Raw genomic sequence first — 24,188 nt, 5'->3', positions numbered from 1 at the left:
GCATGGGCGGTGGGTTGCTGGTCGCCGGGACGACGTCGGACGCCGGCAAGAGCGTCGTGACGGCGGGCATCTGCCGTTGGCTGACGCGCCGGGGCGTCAGGGTCGCGCCGTTCAAGGGGCAGAACATGTCCCTCAACTCCTTCGTCACCCGCGACGGCGCGGAGATCGGGCGGGCGCAGGCGATGCAGGCGCAGGCCGCCCGCGTCGAGCCGACCGCGCTGATGAACCCCGTACTGCTCAAGCCCGGCAGCGACCGCTCCAGCCAGGTCGTGCTGTTGGGCAAGCCGGTAGGCGAGCTGAGCGCGCGCGGCTTCTTCGGGGAGCGGGCCCCCGGCGCCCAGGACCCGAGCCCGGTGCCCGGCGGGCGGCAGGCACTCTTCGAGCCGGTCGTGGCCTGCCTTGAGGAGCTGCGGCGCACGCACGACGCGGTGATCTGCGAGGGCGCCGGCAGCCCCGCGGAGATCAACCTGCGCCGCACCGACATCGTGAACATGGGCATCGCCCGGGCCGCCCGCCTGCCGGTGGTGGTGGTCGGGGACATCGACCGGGGTGGCGTCTTCGCCCAGTTCTTCGGCACCACCGCGCTGCTGGCGCCCGAGGACCAGGAGTTGATCGCCGGCTATCTGGTCAACAAGTTCCGCGGCGACGTCACCCTCCTCGAACCGGGCCTGGAGATGCTGCGCGGGCTCACCGGCCGCCGCACCTTCGGCGTCCTGCCGTACGCGGCCGGCCTCGGCATCGACGAGGAGGACGGGCTGCGGGTCTCGCTGCGCGGCGCCGTCCGCGAGGCGCCCGTCGCCCCGCCGGTCGGCGACGACGTGCTGCGGGTCGCGGTGTGCGCCGTGCCGCTGATGTCCAACTTCACCGACGTGGACGCGCTCGCGGCCGAACCGGGCGTGCTCGTACGGTTCGTCGACCGGCCCGCCGAGTTGGCCGACGCCGACCTCGTCGTGGTGCCCGGCACTCGTGGCACCGTGCGCGCCCTGGCCTGGTTGCGCGAGCGCGGGCTCGCCGACGCGCTGGTCCGGCGCGCCGCCGACGGCCGGCCCGTGCTCGGCATCTGCGGCGGCTTCCAGGCGCTGGGCGAACGCATCGAGGACGAGGTCGAGTCGCGGGCGGGCACCGTCACGGGGCTTGGGCTGCTGCCGGTGCGGGTGCGCTTCGCGCGCGAGAAGACGCTGGCCAGGCCGGTCGGCGAGGCCCTGGGCGAGCGCGTGGAGGGGTACGAGATCCACCACGGGGTCGCGGAGGTCGGCGGAGGCACGGCGTTCCTCGACGGCTGCCGGGTCGGCTCCGTGTGGGGCACGCACTGGCACGGCTCGCTGGAGAGCGACGGCTTCCGGCGCGCGTTCCTGCGCGAGGTGGCCGACGCGGCGGGCCGGCGCTTCGTCCCGGCGCCCGACACCTGTTTCGGGGCGCTGCGCGAGGAGCAGCTCGACCGGCTCGGCGACCTGATCGAGGAGCACGCCGACACCGACGCGCTGCTGCGCCTCATCGAGCAGGGACCGCCCGCGGGGCTGCCCTTCGTCCCCCCGGGCGCCCCCGCGTCCCCCACCCTCGTACCGACCGACGGCGCCGACCGGACTGGCCGCGCTGACCGTACTGACGATGGGATGCCCGCGCCGCGTCAGGCCGCCGCGCCACCGGCCCCACCAGCACCTCCCGGGCCGCGCGCGCCGCAGGCCGCGCCGTCCGTCGAGCACCCCCGCGAGCGCGGGGTCCAGGCCGATCCGGTGGCGCGGGCCGCCACCGACGGCGCACCCCGCCGAAGCACCACCCGCGAAAGGGGCACCAGCTGATGACCTCGGCCACCTACCCGTTCACCGCCGTCGTCGGCATGGCCGACATGCGGCTCGGCCTGCTGCTCAACGCCGTATCGCCCGCGATCGGCGGCGTGTTGGTGCGCGGCGAGAAGGGCACCGCCAAGTCGACCATGGTGCGCGGCATCGCCTCGCTGCTGCCCACCATCGAGACCGTCCCCGGCTGCCGGTTCTCCTGCGACCCGGCCGCGCCCGACCCGGGCTGCCCGGACGGCCCGCACGAGCCGGGCACCGGCGCCACCCGGCCCTCGCGCCTGGTCGAGCTGCCCGTCGGCGCCTCCGAGGACCGTTTGGTCGGCGCGCTCGACATCGAGCGGGCGCTCGCGGACGGCGTGAAGTCCTTCGAACCGGGCCTGCTCGCGGACGCCCACCGCGGCATCCTCTACGTCGACGAGGTCAACCTCCTCCACGACCACCTGATCGACCTGCTGCTCGACGCCGCCGCCATGGGCTCCTCGTACGTGGAGCGCGAGGGCGTCTCCGTACGGCACGCCGCGCGGTTCCTGCTCGTCGGCACCATGAACCCGGAAGAGGGCGAGCTGCGCCCGCAGTTGCTGGACCGGTTCGGGCTGACCGTGGAGGTCGCGGCCTCCCGCGAGCCCGACGAGCGGGTCGAGGTGGTGCGGCGTCGGCTCGCCTACGAGGAGGACCCGGCCGGCTTCGTCGCCCGCTGGGCCGAGGACGAGGCCGAGCTGCGCGCGCGCATCGCGGCGGCCCGAGCGCTGCTGCCGAGCGTCGTGCTCGGCGACGGGGCGCTGCGCCAGATCGCCGCCGTGTGCGCGGCGTTCGAGGTCGACGGGATGCGCGCGGACATCGTGACGGCGCGCACCGCCACCGCGCTGGCCGCCTGGGCCGGCCGTACCGAGGTGACCACCGAGGACGTACGGCAGGCCGCGCTGCTTGCCCTGCCGCACCGCCGGCGCCGCAACCCCTTCGACGCGCCGGGCCTGGACGAGGACAAGCTCGACGAGATCCTCGACGCCTACCAGCCGGAGGCCGAGGGCCAGGCTCCTGAAGAGGGAGACGGTGAGGGGGGCGACGACGACACTGACCCTGACGGCCCTGATGGTCCCGACGGCCCCGGCGGTGGCCGCTCCCCCGACGACGGGCCGCCACGGGACGGCGACGGCCAGGGCTCCGGGCCCGAACAGCCCGCCGAGCAACCGCCGGTGCCGGAGCAGCGCACGGACGACGCGGCACGGCCGGAGGCCCCCGAGGCCGACCCGCACCAGGCCCCGGCCACCGGCGAGGGCGGCGAGGGGCAGGGCGTGGACGCGCGGGGCGCGGCGCCGGAGCGGCCCGCCGTGGCCGCCGGCGAGCCGTTCGCCGCGCGCATGCTGAACGTGCCGGGACTCGGCGAGGGCGCGGCCGGCCGGCGCTCGCGGGCCCGCACCGCGCACGGGCGCACCACCGGCTCGCGCCGCCCACACGGGGCGCTGGGCAAGCTGCACCTGTCGGCGACGGTCCGGGCCGCGGCCCCGCACCAGCGGGCCCGGGGGCGCACCGGGGCGGGTCTGCTGCTGCGCCGCGACGACCTGCGCGAGGCCGTGCGCGAGGGCCGCGAGGGCAACCTCGTGCTGTTCGTCGTGGACGCCTCCGGGTCGATGGCCGCGCGGCAGCGGATGAGCGCCGTCAAGGGCGCGGTGCTGTCGCTGCTGCTCGACGCCTACCAGCGGCGGGACAAGGTCGGCCTGGTCACCTTCCGGGGACGGGGCGCGGAGTTGGCGCTGCCACCGACGTCGTCCGTGGACGCGGCGGCGGCCCGGCTGGAGAAACTGCCCACCGGCGGCCGCACGCCGCTGGCCGCCGGGCTGCTCAGCGCCCGCGAGGTGCTGCGGGTCGAGCGGCTGCGGGACCCCTCGCGGCGCCCGCTGCTCGTGGTGGTGACCGACGGCCGGGCCACCGGCGGCAGCCAGCCGGTGGCCCAGGCCACCCGCGCGGCGCGGCTGCTCGCGGCCGACGGCGTGGCCTCGGTGGTCGTGGACTGCGAGTCGGGGATGGTGCGCCTGGGCCTCGCGGCGCAGCTCGCCGGCGAACTGCGCGGACCCGCGGTGACCTTGGACGAGTTGCGGGCGGACAGCGTCACGGCGCTGGTCCGCGGGGCGCGTGCGGCGCGCGACGGCGCCCCCGCACGGGCCCGGCAGGGCGAACGAACCACGACCGAGGACGGGCCCCGACACCGGGGCGCGCGGCCGGGGCGACGGACCGACATCACGGAGAGGGTCGCGTAAATGCCACAGGGAAAGCCTTCGATGGTGCCCGACGACGGGCTCACCACGCGCCAGCGCCGCAACCGGCCACTGGTGTTCGTGCACACCGGCGTCGGCAAGGGCAAGTCGACGGCCGCCTTCGGGCTCGCGCTGCGGGCCTGGAACCAGGGCTGGCCGATCGGGGTGTTCCAGTTCGTGAAGTCCGCCAAGTGGAAGGTGGGCGAGGAGCGGGCGCTGCGCGTGCTCGGCGACTCCGGCGAGGGCGGCACCGTCGCCTGGCACAAGATGGGCGAGGGCTGGTCGTGGGTCCAGCGCGACCTGGCCTCCAGCGAGGAGGCGGCGCGCGAGGGCTGGGAGCAGGTCAAGCGCGACCTCGCGGCCGAGACGTACCAGCTCTACGTGCTGGACGAGTTCGCGTACCCGATGCACTGGGGCTGGGTGGACGTCGACGAGGTGGTCGCCACGCTGCGGGACCGGCCCGGCACCCAGCACGTCGTGATCACCGGGCGCAACGCCCCGCAGCCGCTGGTGGACTTCGCCGACCTGGTCACCGACATGTCCAAGGTCAAGCACCCGATGGACACCGGGCAGAAGGGCCAGCGGGGCATCGAGTGGTGACAGGCACGACCTCCGTCCCCCGCCTGGTCATCGCCGCGCCCTCCTCGGGCAGCGGCAAGACGACCGTCGCGACCGGGCTGATGGCGGCCTTCGCGGCGAGCGGCCTGGCCGTCTCGCCGCACAAGGTCGGCCCGGACTACATCGACCCCGGCTACCACGCGCTGGCCACCGGCCGCCCCGGCCGCAACCTGGACGCGTACCTGTGCGGGCCGCAGGCGCTGCCGGGGTTGTTCGGGCACGGCGCGCGCGGCGCGGACCTGGCCGTGGTCGAGGGCGTGATGGGCCTGTACGACGGGGCCGCGCACCAGGGCGAGTTGGCCTCCACGGCCCAGGTCGCCAAGGTGTTGCGGGCCCCGGTGGTGCTGGTGGTGGACGCCGCGTCGCAGTCGCGCTCGGTGGCGGCGCTGGTGCACGGCTTCGCCTCCTGGGACCCGGAGGTACGGGTCGCCGGGGTGATCCTCAACAAGGTCGGCTCGGACCGGCACGAGGAGTTGCTGCGCGAGGCGCTCGCGGGCTCCGGCGTGCCGGTCTTCGGGGCGCTGCGCCGGGTGGGCGCCGTGCACACCCCGAGCCGGCACCTGGGGCTCGTGCCGGTGGCCGAGCGCCGCGCGGAGGCGGTGGAGTCGGTGGCCGCGCTGGCCGACCGGGTGCGCGCGGGCTGCGACCTGCCGGGCCTCCTGGAGCTGGCCCGCTCGGCTCCCCCGCTGCCCGGGCCCGCCTGGGACCCGGCGCACAGCCTGCGCGAGGCGCGATCGGCGGACGCCGGCCACCCGGCCGGGCCGGACACGGAGTCGGGCACGGGGCCGGAGTCGGGCGCCGGGCGCGGGACGCGGCCCGTGGTGGCCGTGGCCGGCGGTTCGGCGTTCACGTTCTCGTACGCCGAACACGCCGAGCTGCTGACCGCGGCCGGCGCGGACGTCGTCACCTTCGACCCGCTGCGCGAGACCCGGCTGCCCGAGGGCACCCGCGGGCTGGTCATCGGCGGCGGGTTCCCGGAGGTGTACGCGGCCGAGCTGTCCGCCAACGAGCCGCTGCGCGCCGCCGTCGCCGCGCTCGCCGCCTCCGGCGCCCCGATCGCCGCCGAGTGCGCCGGCCTGCTCTACCTGGCCCGCTCGCTCACCCCGGAGCCGGCCGAGGAGGCGGCAGCGCCGCTGCCCATGTGCGGCGTGCTGCCGGCCGACGCGCGCATGTCGGGCCGGCTGACCCTGGGCTACCGGGAGGCGGTGGCCCTGTCGCCGAGCCCGCTGCTGCCGGTCGGCGCCCGGGTGCGCGGGCACGAGTTCCACCGCACGGTCATCACGCCGGGCGCTGGCGAGGGCCCCGGCGGGCCCGTGGACGGCGCCGGGGGTGGCCCGGCGGCGCTGCCCGCGTGGGGCGTCGTACGCCCTACCCGGCAGGTCGAGGGCTTCGTACGCGGCGGCGTGCACGCCTCGTACCTGCACGTGCACTGGGCGGCCACGCCCGGCATCGCGGCGTCCTTCGTACGGAGCTGCGCGCGGTGAGCCGCGCACCATCCGGCGCGGGGCGACAGGGCCCCGGCGCCGGGCCCGGCCCGTGCGCGCCGGCGCGCGGCTCAGTGCGCGGCGCCGACCACCAGCCACACGAACCCCACCCCGGCCACGGTGCAGCCCAGCGTGGACAGCGCCGGGTGGTCGTGGTGCGCCTCGGGCAGGATGTCGGCGGCGGCGAGGTAGAGCAGGACGCCGCCGAAGAAGCCCAGGTAGATGCCGAGCGCCTGGTCGGGCACGGTGAACAGCAGCGTGGACGCGGCGCCGACGACGGGCGCGACGGCGTCGGCGCCCAGCATCAGCACGGCCTTGCGCCGGGCGTTGCCGTACAGGCTGGTCAGCGTGTACGTGTTGAAGCCGTCCGCGAAGTCGTGGGCGATGACGGCGACCGCGACGGCCAGCGTCATCTCGTCGCTGACCTGGGCGGCGAGTCCCAGCGCGACGCCGTCCATGGCGCTGTGCCCGACCATGGCCGCGGCTGCGGTCAGCCCCACCTGCGGCGCGCGCCCCGGCAGCGCGCTCGCCGGCGCGGACGGCCGGCCGGCGGCGCTGGCCCCGGCCTCGGCACGGGCCCCGGCCCCGCCCGTCGCCACCGGCGCCGGCGGCACCACGTGGTGGGCCGCGACCCGCTCGGCCAACAGCCGTTCCACCGCGTGGGCGAGCAGGAAGCCGCCGACGAAGCACAGCAGGGCGGCGGGCACGCCGTACACCTCGTCCCCGGCGACCTCCAGCGCCTCCGGCAGCAGGTCGAGCCCCACCACGCCGAGCATCAGGCCGCCCGCCAGGCCCAGGATCAGGTGCCTGCGGTCGGTGACGCGGTGCGCGGTCCAGCCGCCGAGCAGCGTCATCACCAACGCGCCCAGCGCGATCACCACCGGCATGGACTCGCTCCTCTCGCGCTCACCACGCCCCCGGGCCGCCCGCGACGCCCCGCGCTCGCCACGGCCCGTCCCCGCCCCCACCCGCCACGCCCACGGCACCCGCGGCACCGTTCGCGGCGCTCGGCCCCGGCCTGGCCGCCGGTGCCACAGCGTGCCACGACGGACACGCAGCGTACGCGGGGCTCGCGGGCGATGCCATGACCGCCCCGCGACCCACCGCCGAAAGCCCCTCGGCGCCGGTCTTCGTCGGCGTGGGGGCCAGTCGCGACGCGCCCGTGGACGAGGTGCTCGGGCTCATCGCCGACTGCCTCGCCGAGGCCGGCCGCGCGCCCGCCGCCGTCGCCGCCCTGGCCACGGTGGACGTCAAGGCCGACGAACCCGCGTTGCGCGAGGCGGCCGAGCGGTTCGGGGTGGAGCTGTGGACGTATCCGGCCGCCGCCCTCGCGGCGGTGGCGGTGCCGCACCCCACCCGCGCCGCGCTCGCCGCGGTCGGCACGCCCAGCGTCGCGGAGGCCGCCGCGCTCCTCGCGGCCGGCCCGGGCGCCTGGCTGGTCGTGGACAAGCGCAAGTCCGCCCCGCCCTGCGGCCCACCGGCCGCGACCTGCGCGCTGGCCCTGCCGGGCCCTGGCCCGGCCCCGCCGGCCGACGCGCCGACCGGCGACCCGAAGCCGCCACCCGCCGCGCGGCGGCCCGGCACCGGACCTGCCCGACGGCACCCGAGCGACCAGCGGTAACGTCACGAGCGCCGCCCGGCCACCCGCCACGGCCCCACCGGCCCGCCCGCGACGCACCCCGCCCCGTGGGCGAGGCCCGGCAGCCGCGCCGGTACGACGGACCCGCCCCGCGCGCGACACCCCGCGCCCGGGCGCCTGGCGCGGGCACCCCCACCGCACAGCACCACCCGGCACACCAACACCAGCATGAGCACCAGCACCAGCACCAGCACGGAGGAGATCGCGTGATGAGCCCGCCAGCGCCGCGGCCCGCAGGCCAGGGCGTACCAGGTCGTGGCATACCAGGCCGTGGCGTACCAGGTCGGCGACCGGCTGGTCGGCCCGCCGTGGCGGGGGCGTGGGGAGCGTGACGATGCCGATGTCGCGCGCCGCGACCGCGCGGGGCCCCGCCGCCGACCGTCCCGACGCCGCGCCGGACCCGGCGCCCGACCTGCGCCACCACGGTGACGCCGAGGTGCGCGGCGCCGCCGGCGAGCTGACCGACCTCGCGGTCAACGTGCGCGCCGACACCCCGCCGAACTGGCTCAAGTCCCGCATCGCCGCCTCCATCGACACCCTGGCCGCCTACCCCGACGGGACGGCCGCACGCGCCGCGGTGGCCGAGCGGCACGGCCTCGCCCCGGAGCGGGTGCTGCTCACCGCGGGCGCGGCCGAGGCGTTCGTGCTGATCGCCCGGGCGCTGCCGGGCCGCCGCCCGGTGGTGGTGCACCCGCAGTTCACCGAGCCCGAGGCGGCGCTGCGGGACGCGGGGCGCGCCGTGCGGCGGGTGCTGCTGGAGTCGGCCGACGGCTTTCGGCTGCGCCCGGACGCGGTGCCCGACGACGCCGACCTCGTGGTGATCGGCAACCCGACCAACCCGACGTCCGTGCTGCACCCCGCCGAGGCGATCGCCGAACTGGCCCGCCCCGGGCGCACGCTCGTGGTGGACGAGGCGTTCATGGACGCGGTGCCGGGCGAGAGCGCGTCGCTGGCCGAGCGCACCGACGTGCCGGGCCTGGTGGTGCTGCGCAGCCTCACCAAGACCTGGGGGCTGGCGGGCCTGCGCATCGGCTACGTCATCGCCGCCCCGCAGACCGTCGACGCCCTCGAACGGGCCCAGCCGCTGTGGCCCGTCTCCTCGCCGGCCCTGGCCGCGGCCGAGGCGTGCAGCGCCCCGCCGGCCCGCGCCGAGGCCGCCCACGCGGCGCACCGCATCGCCGCCGATCGGGCCCATCTGATCGCCCGGCTGGCCGAGTTCCCGTCGGTCCGGGTGTGCGAGCCGGCCGCCGGGCCCTTCGTCCTGATCCACCTGCCGGGCGCCGACGCGGTGCGCGCGCGGCTGCGGGAGCTGGGCTTCGCGGTGCGCCGTGGCGACACCTTCCCGGGCCTGGGCCTGGACTGGCTGCGGCTCGCCGTCCGGGACCGGGCCACCACCGACCGCTTCGTGACGGCACTGGCCCGCGCTCTGCCGGGGGCACGCGCGGAGTGAGGCGTACGGGCTGAGGACGGACGACTGAGGCGTCGGGCTGGGACGTACGGATCGAGGCGTACGGGCCGAGGCGTACGGCTGGGGCCGAGGGCCGCCGCTCAGGCGGGCGTGGTGGGTCAGGCGGGTGGCGTCCCGGGCGTTGGCCCGGGACGCCAGATCATCAGGCTTTCGGACAGGTCTGACCGGTCAAGCCTGTTGAACCTGTCAGACCTGCCTGTCAGACCTGTCGGACCTGTCAGGCCGACGGGGCCGACGGGACCGATGAGACCGACCAGACCCGTCAGGTCGTCGCGGAGCCGGTTCTCGGCGCCTTGGGCCCGCCCGCGTCCGGGCGGGCGGCGGCGCGGCTGCCGGGCGTGGCGCACGTCGCCTCGGCGAGGGTGATCCGGCCGGTGACCGAGGCCACGTTCAGCCGCAGCGGGTTGACCGTGACCCGCAGGTCGAGGGCGGCCGACGCGGCCGTGCGCGAGGTGGTGGTGGTCTCGGCCACCGCGAGCCGCACCTCGCCGACGCCCGGCACGGTGACCTTCCCGGTGCGGCCGGCGCCGAGCGTGACCCGCTTGCCGAGCACGGTGACCGTACCGATCGGCGCGGACGTCGCGACGGGCCTGGCGCCGACCTCACACACCGCGCGGGTGGCGACCTGCTCGGCCTCGATCAGGGGCAGCGCCGGCAGGCCGGGAAGGTTCACCCGGGCCCGGCTCAGGCTGGCGTACCCGGTCGCCGCGCGCGCCGTACGGGTCGTACGGGCGGTGACGGCGTCGGCGCGCAGGACGGTCACCGGCCGGCCCTCCGCCACGCCGTCGAGCAGCACGGTGAGCGCGGTCTTCTCCCCGCTCAGCGGCGCGCGCACCTCGTTGACGGGGACCGAGACCGGCACCCCGAGCGCGCCGTCGAGCAGCGCGACATCGAGCCCGGCGCGCAGCACCACGGCGCTCGCCGCGCCGGTGTCGGCGCGCCCGCCGCCGTCGCCGGCCCGCGCGGGAGCGCCGGTGGCGGCGCACAGCAGGCCGCAGCAGGCGGCCAGGGTGGCGGCGCGCCGTGCGGAGGCGGCTAAGAGGGAATCGTTGGAACGGGACACGTGTGGAACCCCCACGGAAGACACGGAGTCGCCGGTCGCGGTCGGCAGGACGCGCACACGCCGACGACCTTGGCTCCGCCATGCTGGCGCACGAAGAGTGAACGGACGGCTACCCGTTGCGCGTTCACCGCATCGGGTGAATCCGGTCCCTGTTTCTTCCGTCTTCCCCCTCCGCCCCACGCGCCCCACCCGCGCCGCCGCCCCGCACCCGGCCACGGGTGACCCGGACGGCGGATGGTCCCCACCGTCCGGCTCACCCGTTCGGCGCAGCGCGACTCAGCCGACGACGCGCCCGCGCAGCACCACCCGGCGCGGCGCGGACAGCACGCGCACGTCCTCGCGCGGGTCGGCGTCGTAGACCACCAGGTCGGCGGCGGCGCCCTCGGTCATGCCGGGGCGCCCGAGCCAGTCGCGCGCGCCCCAGGTGGCGGCGGACAGCGCGTCGACGGCGGGAATGCCCGCCTTCACCAGCTCGGCCACCTCCTGGCCGATCAGCCCGTGGGCCAGCGAGCCGCCCGCGTCGGTGCCGGCGTAGATGGGCACGCCCGCGTCGTAGGCGGCTCGTACGGTGTCGTAGCGGCGCGCGTGGAGCCGGCGCATGTGGGCCGCCCAGCGCGGGAACTTGGCCTCGCCGCCCTCGGCCAGCTTGGGGAAGGTGGCGATGTTGATCAGGGTGGGCACGATGGCCACGCCGCGCTCGGCGAAGAGCGGGATGGTGTCCTCGGTGAGCCCGGTGGCGTGCTCGACGCAGTCGATGCCCGCCTCCACCAGCGGGGCCAGCGACTCCTCGGCGAAGCAGTGCGCGGTCACCCGGGCGCCCAGCCGGTGCGCCTCGGCTATCGCCGCCGCCACCTCGCCGGGCGGCCAGCACGCCGACAGGTCACCGCTCTCCCGGTCGATCCAGTCACCGACGAGCTTCACCCAGCCGTCGCCGCGGCGCGCCTCCTCGGCCACGTAGGCGACCAGGTCGGCGGGTTCGATCTCGTGTGCGTAGTTCCGGATGTACCGGCGGGTACGGGCGATGTGGCGGCCCGCGCGCACGATGCGGGGGAGGTCGTCTCGATGGTCGATCCACCGGGTGTCCGACGGCGAGCCCGCGTCCCGCAGCAGCAGGACCCCCGCGTCCCGCTCCGTCACCGCCTGTCGCTCGCTGGTCGACGCGTCCACCGGGCCGTGCGCGTCGAGACCCACGTGGCAGTGGGCGTCGACCAGGCCGGGCAGCGCCCAGCCCTCCACGACCCGTACGTCCCGGGCCCCGGTCGGACGGTCGAAGGTGATCTTTCCGTCGACGACCCAGAGTTCGTCATGGACATCGTCGTCGGCGACCGGCCCGGCCAGTACCCGCCCCTTGATGTGCAGCACCGCGCTCTCACTCATGGACGGAACTCTACGAGCCCCGCGAACCGGCCCGGACAGGCTCCGTCCCGGCCGCGACAGGGGCTCCCATAAGACCGATGAACACTCAACCGAAGCATCCACTCTGCGCTTATGCTAATGAATTCCCAGCGCCGCGAAGATACTTATTCAGCTCAGCAACCCATATTCTCCTGCCCGTTTTCCCGATCCCTAAACGCCAAGATTTCGCTAGCGGTGAGTAGGCAATTCCGCGGCACCTCAAGGCCGTTATGCATCTGTGACGTAACGCACAGCGCGCCCGTTTCGCCCCGTAAATACGGGTCAAACCGGGACTTTCCGCCGACCGGTTGCGCGCCCGCGCGTCCCCGCGTGATACCACATGACCCCCCTCTCACGTAACCCCTTCTCGCGATGCAATTTCCGATTCAGCTGGGTAAATTCAATTTGCATGACCGCCGCACAAGCAGACCTTGCACGTGCCCACAGCGAATTCCTGGAAATTCCGGAGGGACTGGAGCTCGACACCCCAGGCGTCGAAGACGGAGCCGCGATCTGGCGCATCGCCCGCGACTCCAAGGCGCTGGACCTCAACTCCTCGTACAGCTACCTCCTGTGGTGCCGGGACTTCGCCTCCACCTCCGTGGTGGCCCGCTCCGATGGTGGCGAGCCGGTTGGCTTCGTCACCGGATACATCCGCCCTGAGCGCCCGCAGACCCTCGTCGTCTGGCAGGTCGCCGTCGACGACGCCTGCCGAGGCCGAGGGCTCGCGGGAGCACTGCTTGATGGACTGACCGCGCGGGTCACCGCCGAGAGCGGCGTCCGCCGCGTGGAGACCACCATCACGCCGGACAACGCCGCCTCGAACCGGCTGTTCACGTCGTTCGCCGAGCGGCATGGAGCCACGGTGGAGCGTGAGGTGTTGTTCGACGGGCAGATGTTCCCCGAGGGGACCCACGAACCCGAGGTGTTGTACCGCATCGGGCCGCTGGCCCCACCCGCCGAGCGCCCCTGACCCGGGCCCGGGCCCACCCCGAACCACTTCCCCCATTCGTCACCCCTCGCCACTGAACTTCCAGGAGCACGCTGTGACCATCACCCAACCCGACCTGAGCGTCTTCGAGACCCTGGAGTCGGAGGTGCGCAGCTACTGCCGAAGCTGGCCCACCGTCTTCGACCGCGCCCAGGGCAGCCGCATGTACGACGAGGACGGCCACACCTACCTCGACTTCTTCGCCGGGGCCGGATCACTCAACTACGGCCACAACAACCCGGTCCTCAAACGCGCCCTGATCGACTACATCGAGCGCGACGGCGTCACGCACGGCCTGGACATGTCCACCACGGCCAAGCGCGCCTTCCTGGAGTCCTTCCAGCGGACGATCCTGCGCCCGCGTGACCTGCCGTACAAGGTGATGTTCCCGGGCCCGACCGGCACCAACGCGGTCGAGTCCGCGCTGAAGCTGGCCCGCAAGGTCAAGGGCCGCGAGTCGATCGTCTCCTTCACCAACGCCTTCCACGGCATGTCGCTCGGCTCGCTGGCCGTGACCGGCAACGCGTTCAAGCGCGCCGGCGCCGGCATCCCGCTGGTGCACGGCACGCCGATGCCGTTCGACAACTACCTGGACGGTCGGGTGCCCGACTTCCTGTGGTTCGAGCGCCTCCTGGAGGACCAGGGCTCCGGCCTGAACCAGCCCGCCGCCGTGATCGTGGAGACGGTGCAGGGCGAGGGCGGCATCAACGTCGCCCGCGCGCAGTGGCTGCGCGAACTGGCCGACCTGTGCAAGCGCCGCGACATGCTGCTCATCGTCGACGACATCCAGATGGGCTGCGGACGCACCGGCGCCTTCTTCTCCTTCGAGGAGGCCGGCATCATCCCCGACATCGTCACGGTCTCGAAGTCCATCAGCGGCTACGGCCTGCCCATGGCCCTGACCCTCTTCAAGCCCGAACTCGACATCTGGGAGCCCGGCGAGCACAACGGCACCTTCCGCGGCAACAACCCCGCCTTCGTCACCGCCGCCGCCACCCTCGACACCTACTGGGCCGACGGCCAGATGGAGAAGCAGACCCTGGCCCGCGGCGAGCAGGTCGAGGAGGCGCTGCGCGCCATCTGCGACGAGCACACCCGGCTCGGCGCCGAGTACCGGGGCCGCGGCCTGGTCTGGGGCCTGGAGTTCACCGAGAAGTCGCGTGCCTCGGCCATCGCCCGCCGCGCCTTCGAGCTGGGCCTGCTGATCGAGACCTCGGGCCCGGAGAGCGAGGTCGTCAAGCTGCTGCCGGCGCTGACCATCACCCCGGAGGAGCTCGACGAGGGCCTGCGCACGCTGGCGCGCGCCGTCCGCGAGACCGCCTGACCCCTTCACCCCCGCGGCAGGCCGCCGCGCGGAGGCCACCCGTGCCCCCGGGCACGCGAGAGAAAGGCATCAACTCACCGTGATCGTCCGTTCGTTCAAGGACATCGAGGGCACCGACCGGCACGTGAAGGCCGCGTCGGGCACCTGGGAAAGCAAGCGCATCGTGCTCGCCAAGGAGCGCGTCGGCTTCTCCCTGCACGAGACCATCCTCTACGCCGGCACCGAGACGTCGATGTGGTACGCCAACCACATCGAGGCCGTGCTGTGCGTGGAGGGTGAGGCCGAGCTCACCAACGACGAGACCGGCGAGAAGCACTGGATCACGCCCGGCACGATGTACCTGCTGGACGGCCATGAGAAGCACACGATGCGGCCGAAGACCGACTTCCGCTGCGTGTGCGTGTTCAACCCGCCGGTCACCGGCCGCGAGGACCACGACGAGAACGGCGTGTACCCGCTGCTCACGGAGCCCGCGGACGCCTGAGCCGCGGGCGGCGACCGGCCGCCCGCCGGCTTGCTGCCGGCCGCTGCGGCCCGCCACGTACGGACCGTACGAGAGGAGAGGAAGGCAACACCATGACCACCGCACCCGAGCGCACCGCCGACCTGTACCCGACCCGTGGGACCACCGAGGTGTCCACCCCGCGGCAGGACCCGGTGGTGTGGGCGATGCCGGACGGCGAATGGGCGCAGGGCCCCATCGACCACGCGGACCTGATGGGCTACGAGCGCGACGGCTTCCTGACGGTGGATCAGTTGATCACGCCGGACGAGGTGGCCACCTACCGCGCCGAGCTCGACCGGCTCGTCTCGGACCCCGCGATCAGGGCCGACGAGCGCTCCATCATCGAGCCCAAGTCCCAGGACGTGCGGTCGGTGTTCGAGGTGCACAAGATCAGCGAGGTGTTCGCCAAGCTGGTCAGCGACCCGCGCGTGGTCGGCCGGGCGCGGCAGATCCTCGGCTCCGAGGTCTACGTCCACCAGAGCCGGATCAACGTCAAGCCCGGCTTCGGCGCGTCCGGCTTCTACTGGCACTCGGACTTCGAGACCTGGCACGCCGAGGACGGCCTGCCCAACATGCGGACGGTGTCCGTCTCGATCGCCCTGACCGAGAACTACGACACCAACGGCGGCCTGATGATCATGCCCGGGTCGCACAAGACGTTCCTCGGCTGCGCCGGTGCGACGCCGAAGGACAACTACAAGAAGTCGCTCCAGATGCAGGACGCCGGCACGCCGTCGGACGAGGCGCTGACGAAGCTCGCCGACGCGCACGGCATCCGCCTGTTCACCGGCAAGGCCGGCGCGGCGACCTGGTTCGACTGCAACTGCATGCACGGCAGCGGGGACAACATCACCCCGTACCCGCGCAGCAACGTGTTCATCGTCTTCAACAGCATGGACAACCCGGCGACCGATCCGTTCGCCGCCCCGGTGCCGCGCCCCGAGTTCATCGGCGCGCGTCCACCGTTCACGCCGGTGCGCTAGGCAACCGGCGGCAGCGCCGCGGGGCGGCGGTGGCCTTGGGCCACCGCCGCCCCGCGGCGCGTGGTGCGGCCTCGTCGTGCGGTCGTGTCGTGCGGCTGCGGTGTGCGGCTGCGGTGTGCGGCCTTCGGCCGTGGCGCCTCAGCCGCCGAGCACGTCCAGCGCCCGGTCCACGTCGGCGTCGGTGTTGTACAGGTGGAACGCCGCCCGCAGGAAGCCGTTCCGGCTGGAGACCATCACGTCCGCCGCGGCCAGCCGCTCCGCCGCGTGCCCGAGCCCCGGCACCGCGACGATCGCCGAACCGGGGGCCGCCACCGGCTCGTGCCCGAGCCGCGCGAGCCCGGCGCGGAAGCGGTCGGCGAGCGCGGCGTTGTGCGCGCCGATGCGCTGCGGGCCGAGCCGCTCGATCAGCGCGAGCGTGTGCCGGGCCGCGCTGTACGCGAGCAGGCTGGGGCTCTCGTCGAAGCGCCGCGCGGACCGCGCGAGCTGGGTGACCGGCCCGTAGCAGGAGTCGTACGGCACCTCGCCGGCGACCCAGCCCGCGAAGACCGGCGTGACGTCGGACCGGTCGTCGGGGGTGACCAGGAAGGCCGCGCCGCGCGGGGCCAGCAGCCACTTGTAGCCCACCGTCGCCAGGTAGTCGAAGTCGTCGGCGCGCAGCGGGAGCCAGCCCACGGCCTGGCTGGCGTCGACGAAGGTCCGCGCGCCGTGCGCGCGGGCCGCGTCCCGGATCGCGGCCAGGTCGGCGATCCGGCCGTCCGCCGACTGCACGGCGCTCACGGCGACCAACGCGGTGCCGGGCCGCACGGCGTCCGCCAGCTCCGGCAGCGGGACGCTGCGCAGCTTGAGGTCGCCGCGCACGGCGAACGGGTTGACCAGCGAGCTGAAGTCGTCGTCCGCGACGAGCACTTCCGCGCCCGCGGGCAGCGCGGTGGCCAGCAGCCCGGCGTACACCGCGACCGAGGCGCCGGCCGCCACCCGCGAGGCGTCGACCCCGACCAGCCGGGCGAACAGCTCACGGGCCTCCTGCACCGCCTCGAAGCCCTCGCGGACGTACGGCCGTCCGACGCTGTACTCGGCGATGGCGGTGCGTACGGCGTCGGCGGCGTCCCGGGGCAGGACGCCGAGGGAGGCGGTGTTGAGGTAGGTGGTCTCCGCCGCGAACTGCTCGCGGACCGTGCGATCCGTTGCCAGGCTCTCCATGACCTCACTATGCGGGGCGTGCGCCTGGCGCGTCCATGCCGCATCGCCGCTCCCCCACCACGCCTTACGCGCCGGTGGCCGGCCCGCGCCGCGCTCCCGCGCGCCGTCGCGGGAGTCGTCTCGGGCGCGTGGGAGGGCCGCCCTGGTCAGGCGCGCGGCTCGAAGCGTCCGTCCACGCGCCGGGGCAGGCCCAGCGGGTTGTGCGGGCGCAGTTCGGGCGGGAGCAGGGCGGGCGGGGTGTCCTGGTAGACGACCGGGCGTAGCCAGCGGTCGATGGCCCGGGTGCCCACGGACGTGGTGGTGGAGGTGGTGGCCGGGTACGGGCCGCCGTGGTGTTGGGCCGGCGCGACGGCGACGCCGGTGGGCCAGCCGTTGACCAGCAGCCGCCCGGCGAGCGGGGTGAGCTGTTCGAGCAGCCGAGCCGCCCGCCGCCGCGCCTCGTCCGGCTCTTCCGCCGCCTGGGCACCGTCCGTCTCGTCGGCCCCGCACTCGGCGGCGCTGAGCTGCGCGGTGGCGGTGAGGTTCCCCGGCAGCCGCCGCAGCACCGCCCCGATCTCCTCCTCCCGCGCGTAGCGAGCGACGACGGTGACCGGGCCGAAGCACTCCTCAAGCAGCAGGTCGTACGGGCCTTCGGCGGCCAGGTGGGCGGCGGGCACGGTGAGCACCCCGGCGCGGACCGAGCCGTCCGGCGACTGTTGCCCCGACTCCGCGGCGCCCTCGCCCGGCAGGCCGGCGCGCACCTCGGGGAGCGCGGCGCGTTCCCGCACGCCCGCCACGAACGCGTCCCGCATCCGGGCGTCGAGCAGCACGCCGGGCGGGGTGGCGCCGACCGCCTCGGTCAGGCTGGCGAGGACCCGGTCGCCGGCCTCGGTCGCCGGGGCGAGCACCAGGCCGGGCTTGACGCAGAACTGGCCGACGCCGAGCGTCATCGAGCCCGCGAGCCCCTTGCCGATCGTCTCCGCCCGCTCCCGCGCCGCCGCCTCGGTGATCACCACCGGGTTGAGGCTGCCGAGTTCACCGTAGAACGGGATCGGGTGCGGGCGCGCGGCGGCGGCGTCGTACAGCGCCCGGCCGCCGCGCACGGAGCCGGTGAACCCGGCGGCCCGCACCAGCGGGTGGTTGATGAGGGCGACGCCGGCGTCGAAGCCGTGCACGAGGCCGATCACCGCCGCGGGCAGGCCGCCGCGCTCGGCCGCGCGGCGCAGCAGGGCGGCGCACAGCTCGGAGGTGGCGGGGTGGTCGGGGTGGGCCTTGACGACGACGGGGCAGCCGGCCGCCAGGGCGCTCGCGGTGTCGCCGCCCGGCACGGAGAAGGCGAGCGGGAAGTTGCTGGCGCTGTAGACGGCGACGACGCCCAGCGGCAGCTTGTAGCGGCGCAGGTCGGGACGGGGCGGGGTGAGTTCGGGGGCGGCGTGGTCGATGGTCACGTCGAGGTACTCGCCCTCGTCCACCACGTCCGCGAAGGAGCGCAACTGGTAGGCGGTACGGGCGAGTTCGCCGGTCAGTCGGCCGGGGCCGAGCGCGGTCTCCGCGTCGGCGACGGCCACCACGGCCTCGGCCTCCTCCTCGAAGAGCGCCGCGGCGGCGCGCAGGAAGGTGGCGCGGGTCGCCCGGTCGGCGAGGGCCGCGCTGGCCGCGTGGGCGGCGTTCACCGCCCGGTCGACGGCGGCGGCGTCGGCCTCGGTGGCCGCCTGCTCCCGCCGCTGCCCGGTGCGCGGGTCGACGCTCCACACTGGTACCGGCACGGCGGGCTCCCTCCCTCGTGCGTGCGCGCCCCGCCGGGGCCGCTCCCGCTCCGTTGTCGGCCCACCGTGACGGTGAATCTCCGGGGACTCTAGGGCCGTCGTTTCCGGGGGGTCAAGGGCGCCGGTAGGCGGCCGTCCCGGGCGGGACCCACGTCAAGTCGGCCGCGTACGCCGTGGAGTTGTCGGGCCGTGGAGTTGTCGGGCCGTGGGTTCGCCGGGCCGCGCCCGGCGCGCCCGCCCCGGGTCACGCGGCCGGCAGGCCGCGCTGGGTCAGGGCCCGTACGGCCAGCCGGCGCGCCAGCGGCACCGGCTCCGCCACGGCGTCGAGGCCGCCGAGCACCATGGCTCCCTCGTGCAGCAGCGCGAGTTCGTCGGCCAGGTCGTCCGGGTCGCTCGCGGGGGTGGCGCGGCACAGTTCGCGCAGGTAGTCGCGGAACCACCGCTTCTGCTCGGCGATCACCACGCGCCCCGGATGCGTGAGGTCGGGCAGCTCGGCCGCGGCGTTGACGAAACCGCAGCCGCGCGGGTTCTCGCGGAGCGTCCACACCTCCAGCGCGTCGAAGGTGGCCAGCACCCGGGCGATGGCGACGGCCTCCGGGTCGGGCCCGGCCGCCCGCGCCGCCTCGTCGAGGCGGGCCGGCAGCCAGCGGCGCCAGCGCTCGTCGCGCTCCCGGAGGTACGCGGCGACCAGTGCCTCCTTCGAGCCGAACCGGTCGTAGAGCGTCTTCTTGGTGACCTGGGCCCGCTGGGCGATGAGGTCGACGCCGACCGCGTTGATGCCGCGCTCGTAGAACAGCTCGGCCGCCGCGTCGAGGACCCGCCGCGCCCCGGGCGTCAGCGCGGCGCGCCCCGCCGCCGCTCCCGTGGCCTCAGAGCCCATCGCGCTCGCCTCCCGCTCGTCGCACCCGCGACGCGTTGGCCGCTTGACGGTAAACCGATCTGTTTAGTGTAGTGGGAGAGTCAGGTAAACCGATCGGTTTACCTCCGCACACCGGGTGCGTCGCCGGCGTGCGCCCGCGACCGACGAGGGGAACTTCCATGCCCGCATCCAGCGCGATCGGTTCGGCGGCCCTGGCCAGCGGCCTGGTGGTGATGTGGAGCTCCGGCTTCGTCGGGGCCGAGCTCGGCACCCGGCACGCCCCCGTGGACACCCTGCTGATGTGGCGGTTCACCGTCGCCGCCGCACTGCTCGGCGGGGCCTGGCTGGCACTGCGCCGCAGGCGGCTGCCCGCCCGCGCGGTGGCCGAGCAGTCGCTGATCGGCGTGCTCTCGCAGGGCTGCTACGTCGGCCCCATCGTGTGGGCCGTCGGACTCGGCGTGCCCTCGGGCACCTGTGCGCTCATCGCGGCCCTGCAACCGCTGGCCGCGGGCGCGCTGGCCGGCCGGCTCCTCGGCGAGCGGGTCACCGCGCGGCAGTGGTGGGGGCTCGGCGTCGGGCTGGTCGGCGTCGCGCTGGTGGTGCGCGGCGACCTGTCCGGCGCGACGGCCCCGGCATGGGCGTACGCGCTGCCCTTCGCCGGCATGGCGGCCCTGCTCGCCGCGAGCTTCCTCGAACGCCGGGCCCGCGCGCCGCTCTCGCCCACCGACGCCCTGCCCCTGCACTGCGCGACCAGCGCGCTGCTGTTCTCCGCCGTGGCCGGCGGCGCCGGCCACGCCGAGGCGCCCGCCACGGGCGCCTTCTGGGTGGCCGTCGGCTGGGTCGTCCTGCTGTCCACGCTGGGCGGCTACGGCTTCTACTGGCTGAGCCTGCGCCGCGACGGCATCACCCGCACCAGCGCGCTCATCTACCTCACCCCGCCGACGACGGCCCTGTGGGCGTACGCGATGTGGGGCACGCGGCCGGCGGCGCTGGGCCTGGTGGGCATGGCGGTCTGCGTGGCCGGCGTGGCGGCTGCCACGCTCGGCGACCGGCCCCGCCCGGCGCCTACCACCGACACCACCGCCGAGGCCGGTCAGCCAGCGGACACCCGCGCCGACCCGGTCACGTCCCCGGATCGGCCGACAACCACCGCTCGACGCGCAGCCGGAAGTTGACCAGATCCTTCGTGCCGGCCACCATCCCCGCCACGTAGTCGTCGACCCGCTCGGCGGGCAGGTAGCGGGCGGAGAGCGCGCGCAGCTCCGCCTCCGTCGCGGACTCCACGGCCACCACCGGCCCCTCCACCGCGACGTACCGGTACGTCGGCTCCGTCCGCTGCACCAGGAGCGAGAACCGGCCCGCCGCCGCTATCAACCGCGCCTTGCGCGAGCCGCGCTCGGTCATCACCAGCACGTCACCGCCCGGCTCGTACGCGTACCACACGGGCACGGTCAACGGCGCGCGGCCGGCCTCGGCGACGGCCAGGGCCGCCACGTGCGGCTCGGCGAGAAAGTCCTGACGCTCCGACAGGGACAGGGGCATCCGCGTCCTCCTCGCGTTCGCGGCACCGGCGCGCGACGGCGCCGGTGCCAGGGGCGCGCCACGGGGTGCGGGGCGCTGCTGGCGGTGCGCCCGGACCCGACGGTTCGCGGGCCGACACGCACACCGAGGCCAGCGCGCCGCCCGGCGCGGCTATTTCCCCGCCCGGCCGACGAGGGCGAGATCGAGACAGCCGCCGCGCCCGGCGGGAGAGGCCGGCCCGGCCGGGGGCGGCCACCGCCCGGCGCCCGCGTTCCCGGTCCTGACCGGGTGCGCTGGTCAAGGAACCGTAAAGCGGGCCCGGTCGTTACCCGGGACATGACCGCTATGACACCCGGCTCGAATCTTCCTCTCCCCGTCCCGCGCGTGACGGTGGACGTCACCGCTCCGTCGCGGCTCGACGTGTCGGGCCTGCTGCTCACCGCCGACGGCAAGGTGCGCTCCGACGACGACTTCGTCTTCTACAACCAGCCCACCGGGCCCGGCGTGAGCCACCGCGCGGGGGCGGGCGGCGCCGGCGACTCGATCACCGTGGACACCACGGCCGTCCCCGCCGACATCGAGAAGATCGTGGTGACGGCCAGCCTGGACGCCCCGGGCGCGACCTTCGCCGGCACGGAGCCGACGGCCACGGTGCGCGGCGCCGACGACGGCTCGGTCATCGCGACCTTCAAGCCGCCGCAGCTCGGCGCGGAGACGGCGCTGGTCGTCGTCGAGGTCTACCGGCGGGCGGGCGCCTGGAAGGTCCGCGCGGTCGGCCAGGGGTACGCGAACGGCCTCGCGGGCATCGCCACCGACTTCGGCGTCAGCGTGGAGGAGCCGGCGGCCCCCGCCCCGCAGCCCGCCACCCCCGCGGCCCCGGCTCCGCCCGCCGCCCCGGCCGCCACCGGCTTCCCGGCCGCGCCGCCCGCGCCGCCGGCCGCCCCCCAGCCGCAGGCCCCGCCCGCGCCGCACACGGCCCCCGCCGCGCCCCCGGCGCCGCCGGCCGGCGGCGGGAAGATCAACCTGGACAAGGGCCGGGTCAGCCTGCAGAAGAACCAGACGGTGTCGCTGGTCAAGGGCGGTCGCCCGCTGCTGACCTCGGTGAAGATGGGCCTCGGCTGGGAGCCCGCGTTCCGCAGCAAGGACATCGACCTGGACGCGTCCGTCATCGCGTACGGCGCCAACCGCAAGAAGATCGACGCCTGCTTCTTCGGCAAGCTCTCCATCCTGAACGGTGTGATCCAGCACTCGGGCGACAACCTGACCGGCGAGGGCGGCGGCGACGACGAGGTCATCACGGTCCACCTGGGCGGCCTGCCGCCGGAGGTGACCGGGCTGATGTTCACGGTCAACTCCTTCTCCGGCCAGAAGTTCACCGACGTCGCCAAGGCGTACTGCCGGCTGATCGACGCCGGCACCGGCGAGGAGCTGGTCCGCTTCGACCTCACCAACGCCGAACCGCGCACGGGCGTGCTGATGGCGAAGATGATTCGCCAGTTCAGCGGCGAGTGGGAGATGACGGCACTGGGCGAGTACGTGGACGCGCGCACCGTCCGCGGCATGGCCAAGCCCGGCGGCGCCGCGCTCTGACGGCCCACCCTGACGGCCCGCGCCGCCGCCCCCGCCCCTGATTCCGCCCCCGCCCCTGTTTCCGGGCGCGGGGGCGGCCGGTCGCGGCGCCCGACGTGGGACCGCCCGGCCCGGCCGCGCTGACACCGGTGGCGGGCGGCGCGCGGGCGCGGGCGTGGCGTGGTGCGTGCGGTGCGTACGGGTCGGGTGGTGCGTACGGGGCGCGCGCGGCGGTCAGCTCATGTGGCCGACGCCTGCGCGACATCCGCCGTGAGCCCGTTGTCAGTCCCCGGCCCTAAGGTGATGTGCATGGTTCCCACCAACCCTCCATCCACCGGCCCCCGTTCGCCCGCCGCCCTCGCCAACGAAGCCATCCGGGCGTATGTGGCGGGCAAGCGATCCTGGTCCCCCGCGGAGCTGCGGGAGCTGGACCGGCTGCGCGCGGTGTGGTGGCAGGCGATACGCGAAGAGGTCGTCAAGGCGGCCTGAGCCCCGCCGCCCGGGCCCCGCCCCCGCCGCGTACCCCCGCCCAACGCGCCGGCCGCCCGGCCCCCACTCGACCGCCGGCACACCCGCCGGCCGCTCCGGGCCGGCTCGGTCAGGCCAGTTCCGGCAGGCGACGACCGCCTCCGCTTTCCGGCTCGGGCGCGGTCCACCCCCGTCGCGGTGCGCTCAGTGCGCGCCGGCCAACTCGGCCGAGCCGCGTGGCGGGCCCGCCGCGCTCCCCCGCGTCCCCCGCGCGTCGGACAGGTGGGCGATGCGGGCCAGCCGACGGTAGGAGTCGAGCATCCCCGCGCGGTCGTACGTGCTCGTGGTCACCAGTATCTCGTCGGCGCCGGTGCGCTCGATGAGGGCGTCGAGGGCCGCGGTCACCTCCTGCTCGGTGCCGTGGACGTGGCCGCGCATCGACTCCTCGTACCGCTCGCGCTCGCGCGGCGACATGGTCCGCGCCTCGATCGCCTCGGCCGGCTCCAGCGGCGGGAACACCCCGTGGGTACGCGAGTAGGCGCTCGACCACGCCTCGGGCACCAACAGCCGGCGGGCCCGCTCGGTGGTCTCGGCGACCGCGACGGTCCCGGCCACCACCACGTACGGGCGCGTCGCCTGCGGGGAGGGGCGGAAGGCGGCCCGGTAGCGCTCGATGGCCTCCAGCATCCGGTCCTCGCCCACCGCGGCGGCGATCACCAGCGGCAGCCCCGCCTCGGCGGCCACCGTCGCGCCCGCGCCGGTGGCCAGCACGAACGCGGGCACGTGCAGGCCCTCCGCCGGCCGCGCGTGCACCTGCGGGTGCACCTGCTGCCGCCCGGTGAAGTACCCGATCAGCTCCGCCAACTGGGCGCCGAAGTCGCCGGCCGCCTCCTTGTCCCGGCCGAGCGCGCGCCGGATGCCGTCGGTGAAGCCGACGGAGCGGCCGAGGCCCATGTCGATCCGGTCCGGGTAGAGCGCCGCCAGCACCCCGAACTGCTCCGCGACCACCAGCGGCTGGTGGTTGGGCAGCATCACGCCACCGGTGCCGACGCGGATGCGGTCGGTCGCCGCGGCCACGGCGGCGGCCAGCACGGTCGGCGCCGAGCCCGCCACCCCGGGCACGCTGTGGTGCTCGGAGACCCAGAACCGGTGGTAGCCGAGTTCTTCGGCGAGGCGGGCGAAGGCGACGGTGTCGCGCAGCGCCTCGCCCTCCGCCCGGCCCTGCCGGGTGCGGGAGCGGTCGAGGACGGAGAACGGGGTGCTTGTCACGCGTGGGGTCACATGGGTGTCAACGCCTCACGCCGGCCA

Annotated in this window: 21 protein-coding genes; 13 read left to right on the top strand and 8 right to left on the bottom strand. The window is 75.4% G+C overall.

What is annotated here, in order from left to right:
• The first annotated feature begins 2 nt into the window (after positions 1 to 2).
• Genes AC3CHW_RS28220 through AC3CHW_RS28205 form a run of 4 tightly spaced genes read left to right on the top strand, consistent with a single transcriptional unit; the run spans position 3 to position 6,150 of the window.
• A complete protein-coding gene (locus AC3CHW_RS28220) occupies positions 3 to 1,799 on the top strand; it encodes a cobyric acid synthase (RefSeq protein WP_488471192.1) in 1,797 nt (598 codons plus the stop codon).
• Positions 1,799 to 4,051 (top strand): putative cobaltochelatase, encoded by a 2,253-nt coding sequence (locus AC3CHW_RS28215; RefSeq protein ID WP_488468320.1) that lies wholly within the window; start codon positions 1,799 to 1,801, stop codon positions 4,049 to 4,051. The genes AC3CHW_RS28220 and AC3CHW_RS28215 overlap by 1 nt, the downstream gene beginning before the upstream one ends.
• The gene (gene cobO / locus AC3CHW_RS28210; RefSeq protein WP_176160993.1) at positions 4,052 to 4,648 is read left to right on the top strand and encodes a cob(I)yrinic acid a,c-diamide adenosyltransferase; all 597 of its coding nucleotides are present in this window, start codon (positions 4,052 to 4,054) and stop codon (positions 4,646 to 4,648) included.
• A complete protein-coding gene (locus AC3CHW_RS28205; protein ID WP_488468319.1) occupies positions 4,642 to 6,150 on the top strand; it encodes a cobyrinic acid a,c-diamide synthase CobB in 1,509 nt (502 codons plus the stop codon). Before cobO ends, AC3CHW_RS28205 begins: the two co-directional genes overlap by 7 nt.
• Before the next feature lie 71 nt (positions 6,151 to 6,221).
• On the opposite strand, the gene AC3CHW_RS28200 is transcribed toward AC3CHW_RS28205, so the two are convergent.
• A complete protein-coding gene (locus AC3CHW_RS28200; RefSeq protein ID WP_488468318.1) occupies positions 6,222 to 7,037 on the bottom strand; it encodes a ZIP family metal transporter in 816 nt (271 codons plus the stop codon).
• Positions 7,038 to 7,234: 197 nt separating this feature from the next.
• Here AC3CHW_RS28200 and AC3CHW_RS28195 point away from each other — a divergent pair, with 197 nt between their 5' ends.
• Both AC3CHW_RS28195 and cobC read left to right on the top strand, forming a co-directional pair.
• Positions 7,235 to 7,771, top strand: coding sequence for a cobalamin biosynthesis protein (locus AC3CHW_RS28195; protein ID WP_488468317.1), 537 nt, complete (start codon positions 7,235 to 7,237; stop codon positions 7,769 to 7,771).
• 358 nt (positions 7,772 to 8,129) lie between these two features.
• Positions 8,130 to 9,239: an Rv2231c family histidinol phosphate aminotransferase CobC gene (cobC, locus tag AC3CHW_RS28190; RefSeq protein WP_488471191.1), complete on the top strand. Its 1,110-nt coding sequence runs from the start codon at positions 8,130 to 8,132 to the stop codon at positions 9,237 to 9,239.
• 280 nt (positions 9,240 to 9,519) lie between these two features.
• Here cobC and AC3CHW_RS28185 read toward each other — a convergent pair whose 3' ends face one another.
• Positions 9,520 to 10,320 carry an SCO1860 family LAETG-anchored protein gene (locus tag AC3CHW_RS28185; RefSeq protein WP_488468316.1) on the bottom strand — a complete coding sequence of 267 codons (801 nt, stop codon included), beginning with the start codon at positions 10,318 to 10,320 and terminating at the stop codon, positions 9,520 to 9,522.
• A 276-nt stretch (positions 10,321 to 10,596) separates the two neighbouring features.
• Positions 10,597 to 11,697, bottom strand: a complete 1,101-nt coding sequence (locus AC3CHW_RS28180) for an amidohydrolase family protein (protein ID WP_398609872.1) — start codon at positions 11,695 to 11,697, stop codon at positions 10,597 to 10,599.
• 427 nt (positions 11,698 to 12,124) lie between these two features.
• Between AC3CHW_RS28180 and ectA the strand changes: the two genes are divergently transcribed.
• From ectA to thpD, 4 genes are all read left to right on the top strand, one after another.
• Positions 12,125 to 12,688: a diaminobutyrate acetyltransferase gene (ectA, locus tag AC3CHW_RS28175; protein WP_176160999.1), complete on the top strand. Its 564-nt coding sequence runs from the start codon at positions 12,125 to 12,127 to the stop codon at positions 12,686 to 12,688.
• Between the two features lie 73 nt (positions 12,689 to 12,761).
• Positions 12,762 to 14,030, top strand: a complete 1,269-nt coding sequence (gene ectB / locus AC3CHW_RS28170) for a diaminobutyrate--2-oxoglutarate transaminase (RefSeq protein ID WP_398609871.1) — start codon at positions 12,762 to 12,764, stop codon at positions 14,028 to 14,030.
• A gap of 79 nt (positions 14,031 to 14,109) precedes the next feature.
• Positions 14,110 to 14,514: an ectoine synthase gene (locus tag AC3CHW_RS28165; protein WP_176161001.1), complete on the top strand. Its 405-nt coding sequence runs from the start codon at positions 14,110 to 14,112 to the stop codon at positions 14,512 to 14,514.
• A gap of 92 nt (positions 14,515 to 14,606) precedes the next feature.
• A complete protein-coding gene (gene thpD, locus AC3CHW_RS28160; RefSeq protein ID WP_187061504.1) occupies positions 14,607 to 15,518 on the top strand; it encodes an ectoine hydroxylase in 912 nt (303 codons plus the stop codon).
• 138 nt (positions 15,519 to 15,656) lie between these two features.
• Here thpD and AC3CHW_RS28155 read toward each other — a convergent pair whose 3' ends face one another.
• The 3 genes from AC3CHW_RS28155 to AC3CHW_RS28145 all read right to left on the bottom strand — a co-directional run bounded on the left by AC3CHW_RS28155 (position 15,657) and on the right by AC3CHW_RS28145 (position 19,343).
• Positions 15,657 to 16,718, bottom strand: a complete 1,062-nt coding sequence (locus tag AC3CHW_RS28155) for an aminotransferase class V-fold PLP-dependent enzyme (protein ID WP_459251092.1) — start codon at positions 16,716 to 16,718, stop codon at positions 15,657 to 15,659.
• Positions 16,719 to 16,864: 146 nt separating this feature from the next.
• A complete protein-coding gene (locus tag AC3CHW_RS28150) occupies positions 16,865 to 18,463 on the bottom strand; it encodes an aldehyde dehydrogenase (NADP(+)) (protein WP_488468315.1) in 1,599 nt (532 codons plus the stop codon).
• Positions 18,464 to 18,707: 244 nt separating this feature from the next.
• Positions 18,708 to 19,343, bottom strand: a complete 636-nt coding sequence (locus AC3CHW_RS28145) for a TetR/AcrR family transcriptional regulator (protein WP_488468314.1) — start codon at positions 19,341 to 19,343, stop codon at positions 18,708 to 18,710.
• Between the two features lie 158 nt (positions 19,344 to 19,501).
• Here AC3CHW_RS28145 and AC3CHW_RS28140 point away from each other — a divergent pair, with 158 nt between their 5' ends.
• Complete coding sequence (locus AC3CHW_RS28140; protein ID WP_488468313.1) at positions 19,502 to 20,497, top strand: DMT family transporter; 996 nt, start codon at positions 19,502 to 19,504, stop codon at positions 20,495 to 20,497.
• On the opposite strand, the gene AC3CHW_RS28135 is transcribed toward AC3CHW_RS28140, so the two are convergent.
• Complete coding sequence (locus tag AC3CHW_RS28135; RefSeq protein WP_488468312.1) at positions 20,445 to 20,864, bottom strand: pyridoxamine 5'-phosphate oxidase family protein; 420 nt, start codon at positions 20,862 to 20,864, stop codon at positions 20,445 to 20,447. The two genes, AC3CHW_RS28140 and AC3CHW_RS28135, sit on opposite strands and share 53 nt — an antisense overlap.
• Before the next feature lie 315 nt (positions 20,865 to 21,179).
• Here AC3CHW_RS28135 and AC3CHW_RS28130 point away from each other — a divergent pair, with 315 nt between their 5' ends.
• A complete protein-coding gene (locus AC3CHW_RS28130) occupies positions 21,180 to 22,433 on the top strand; it encodes a TerD family protein (protein ID WP_488468311.1) in 1,254 nt (417 codons plus the stop codon).
• 288 nt (positions 22,434 to 22,721) lie between these two features.
• Positions 22,722 to 22,901, top strand: coding sequence for a hypothetical protein (locus AC3CHW_RS28125; protein WP_277322847.1), 180 nt, complete (start codon positions 22,722 to 22,724; stop codon positions 22,899 to 22,901).
• A gap of 183 nt (positions 22,902 to 23,084) precedes the next feature.
• On the opposite strand, the gene AC3CHW_RS28120 is transcribed toward AC3CHW_RS28125, so the two are convergent.
• The gene (locus AC3CHW_RS28120; RefSeq protein WP_488468310.1) at positions 23,085 to 24,161 is read right to left on the bottom strand and encodes an MsnO8 family LLM class oxidoreductase; all 1,077 of its coding nucleotides are present in this window, start codon (positions 24,159 to 24,161) and stop codon (positions 23,085 to 23,087) included.
• Positions 24,162 to 24,188 lie beyond the last annotated feature (27 nt).

The sequence above is a fragment of the Streptomyces sp. MGP-BFMKR1 genome (assembly GCF_057766585.1).
The sequence above is the reverse complement of the archived record's forward strand: the minus strand, read 5'-3'. Positions and strand labels throughout refer to the sequence as shown.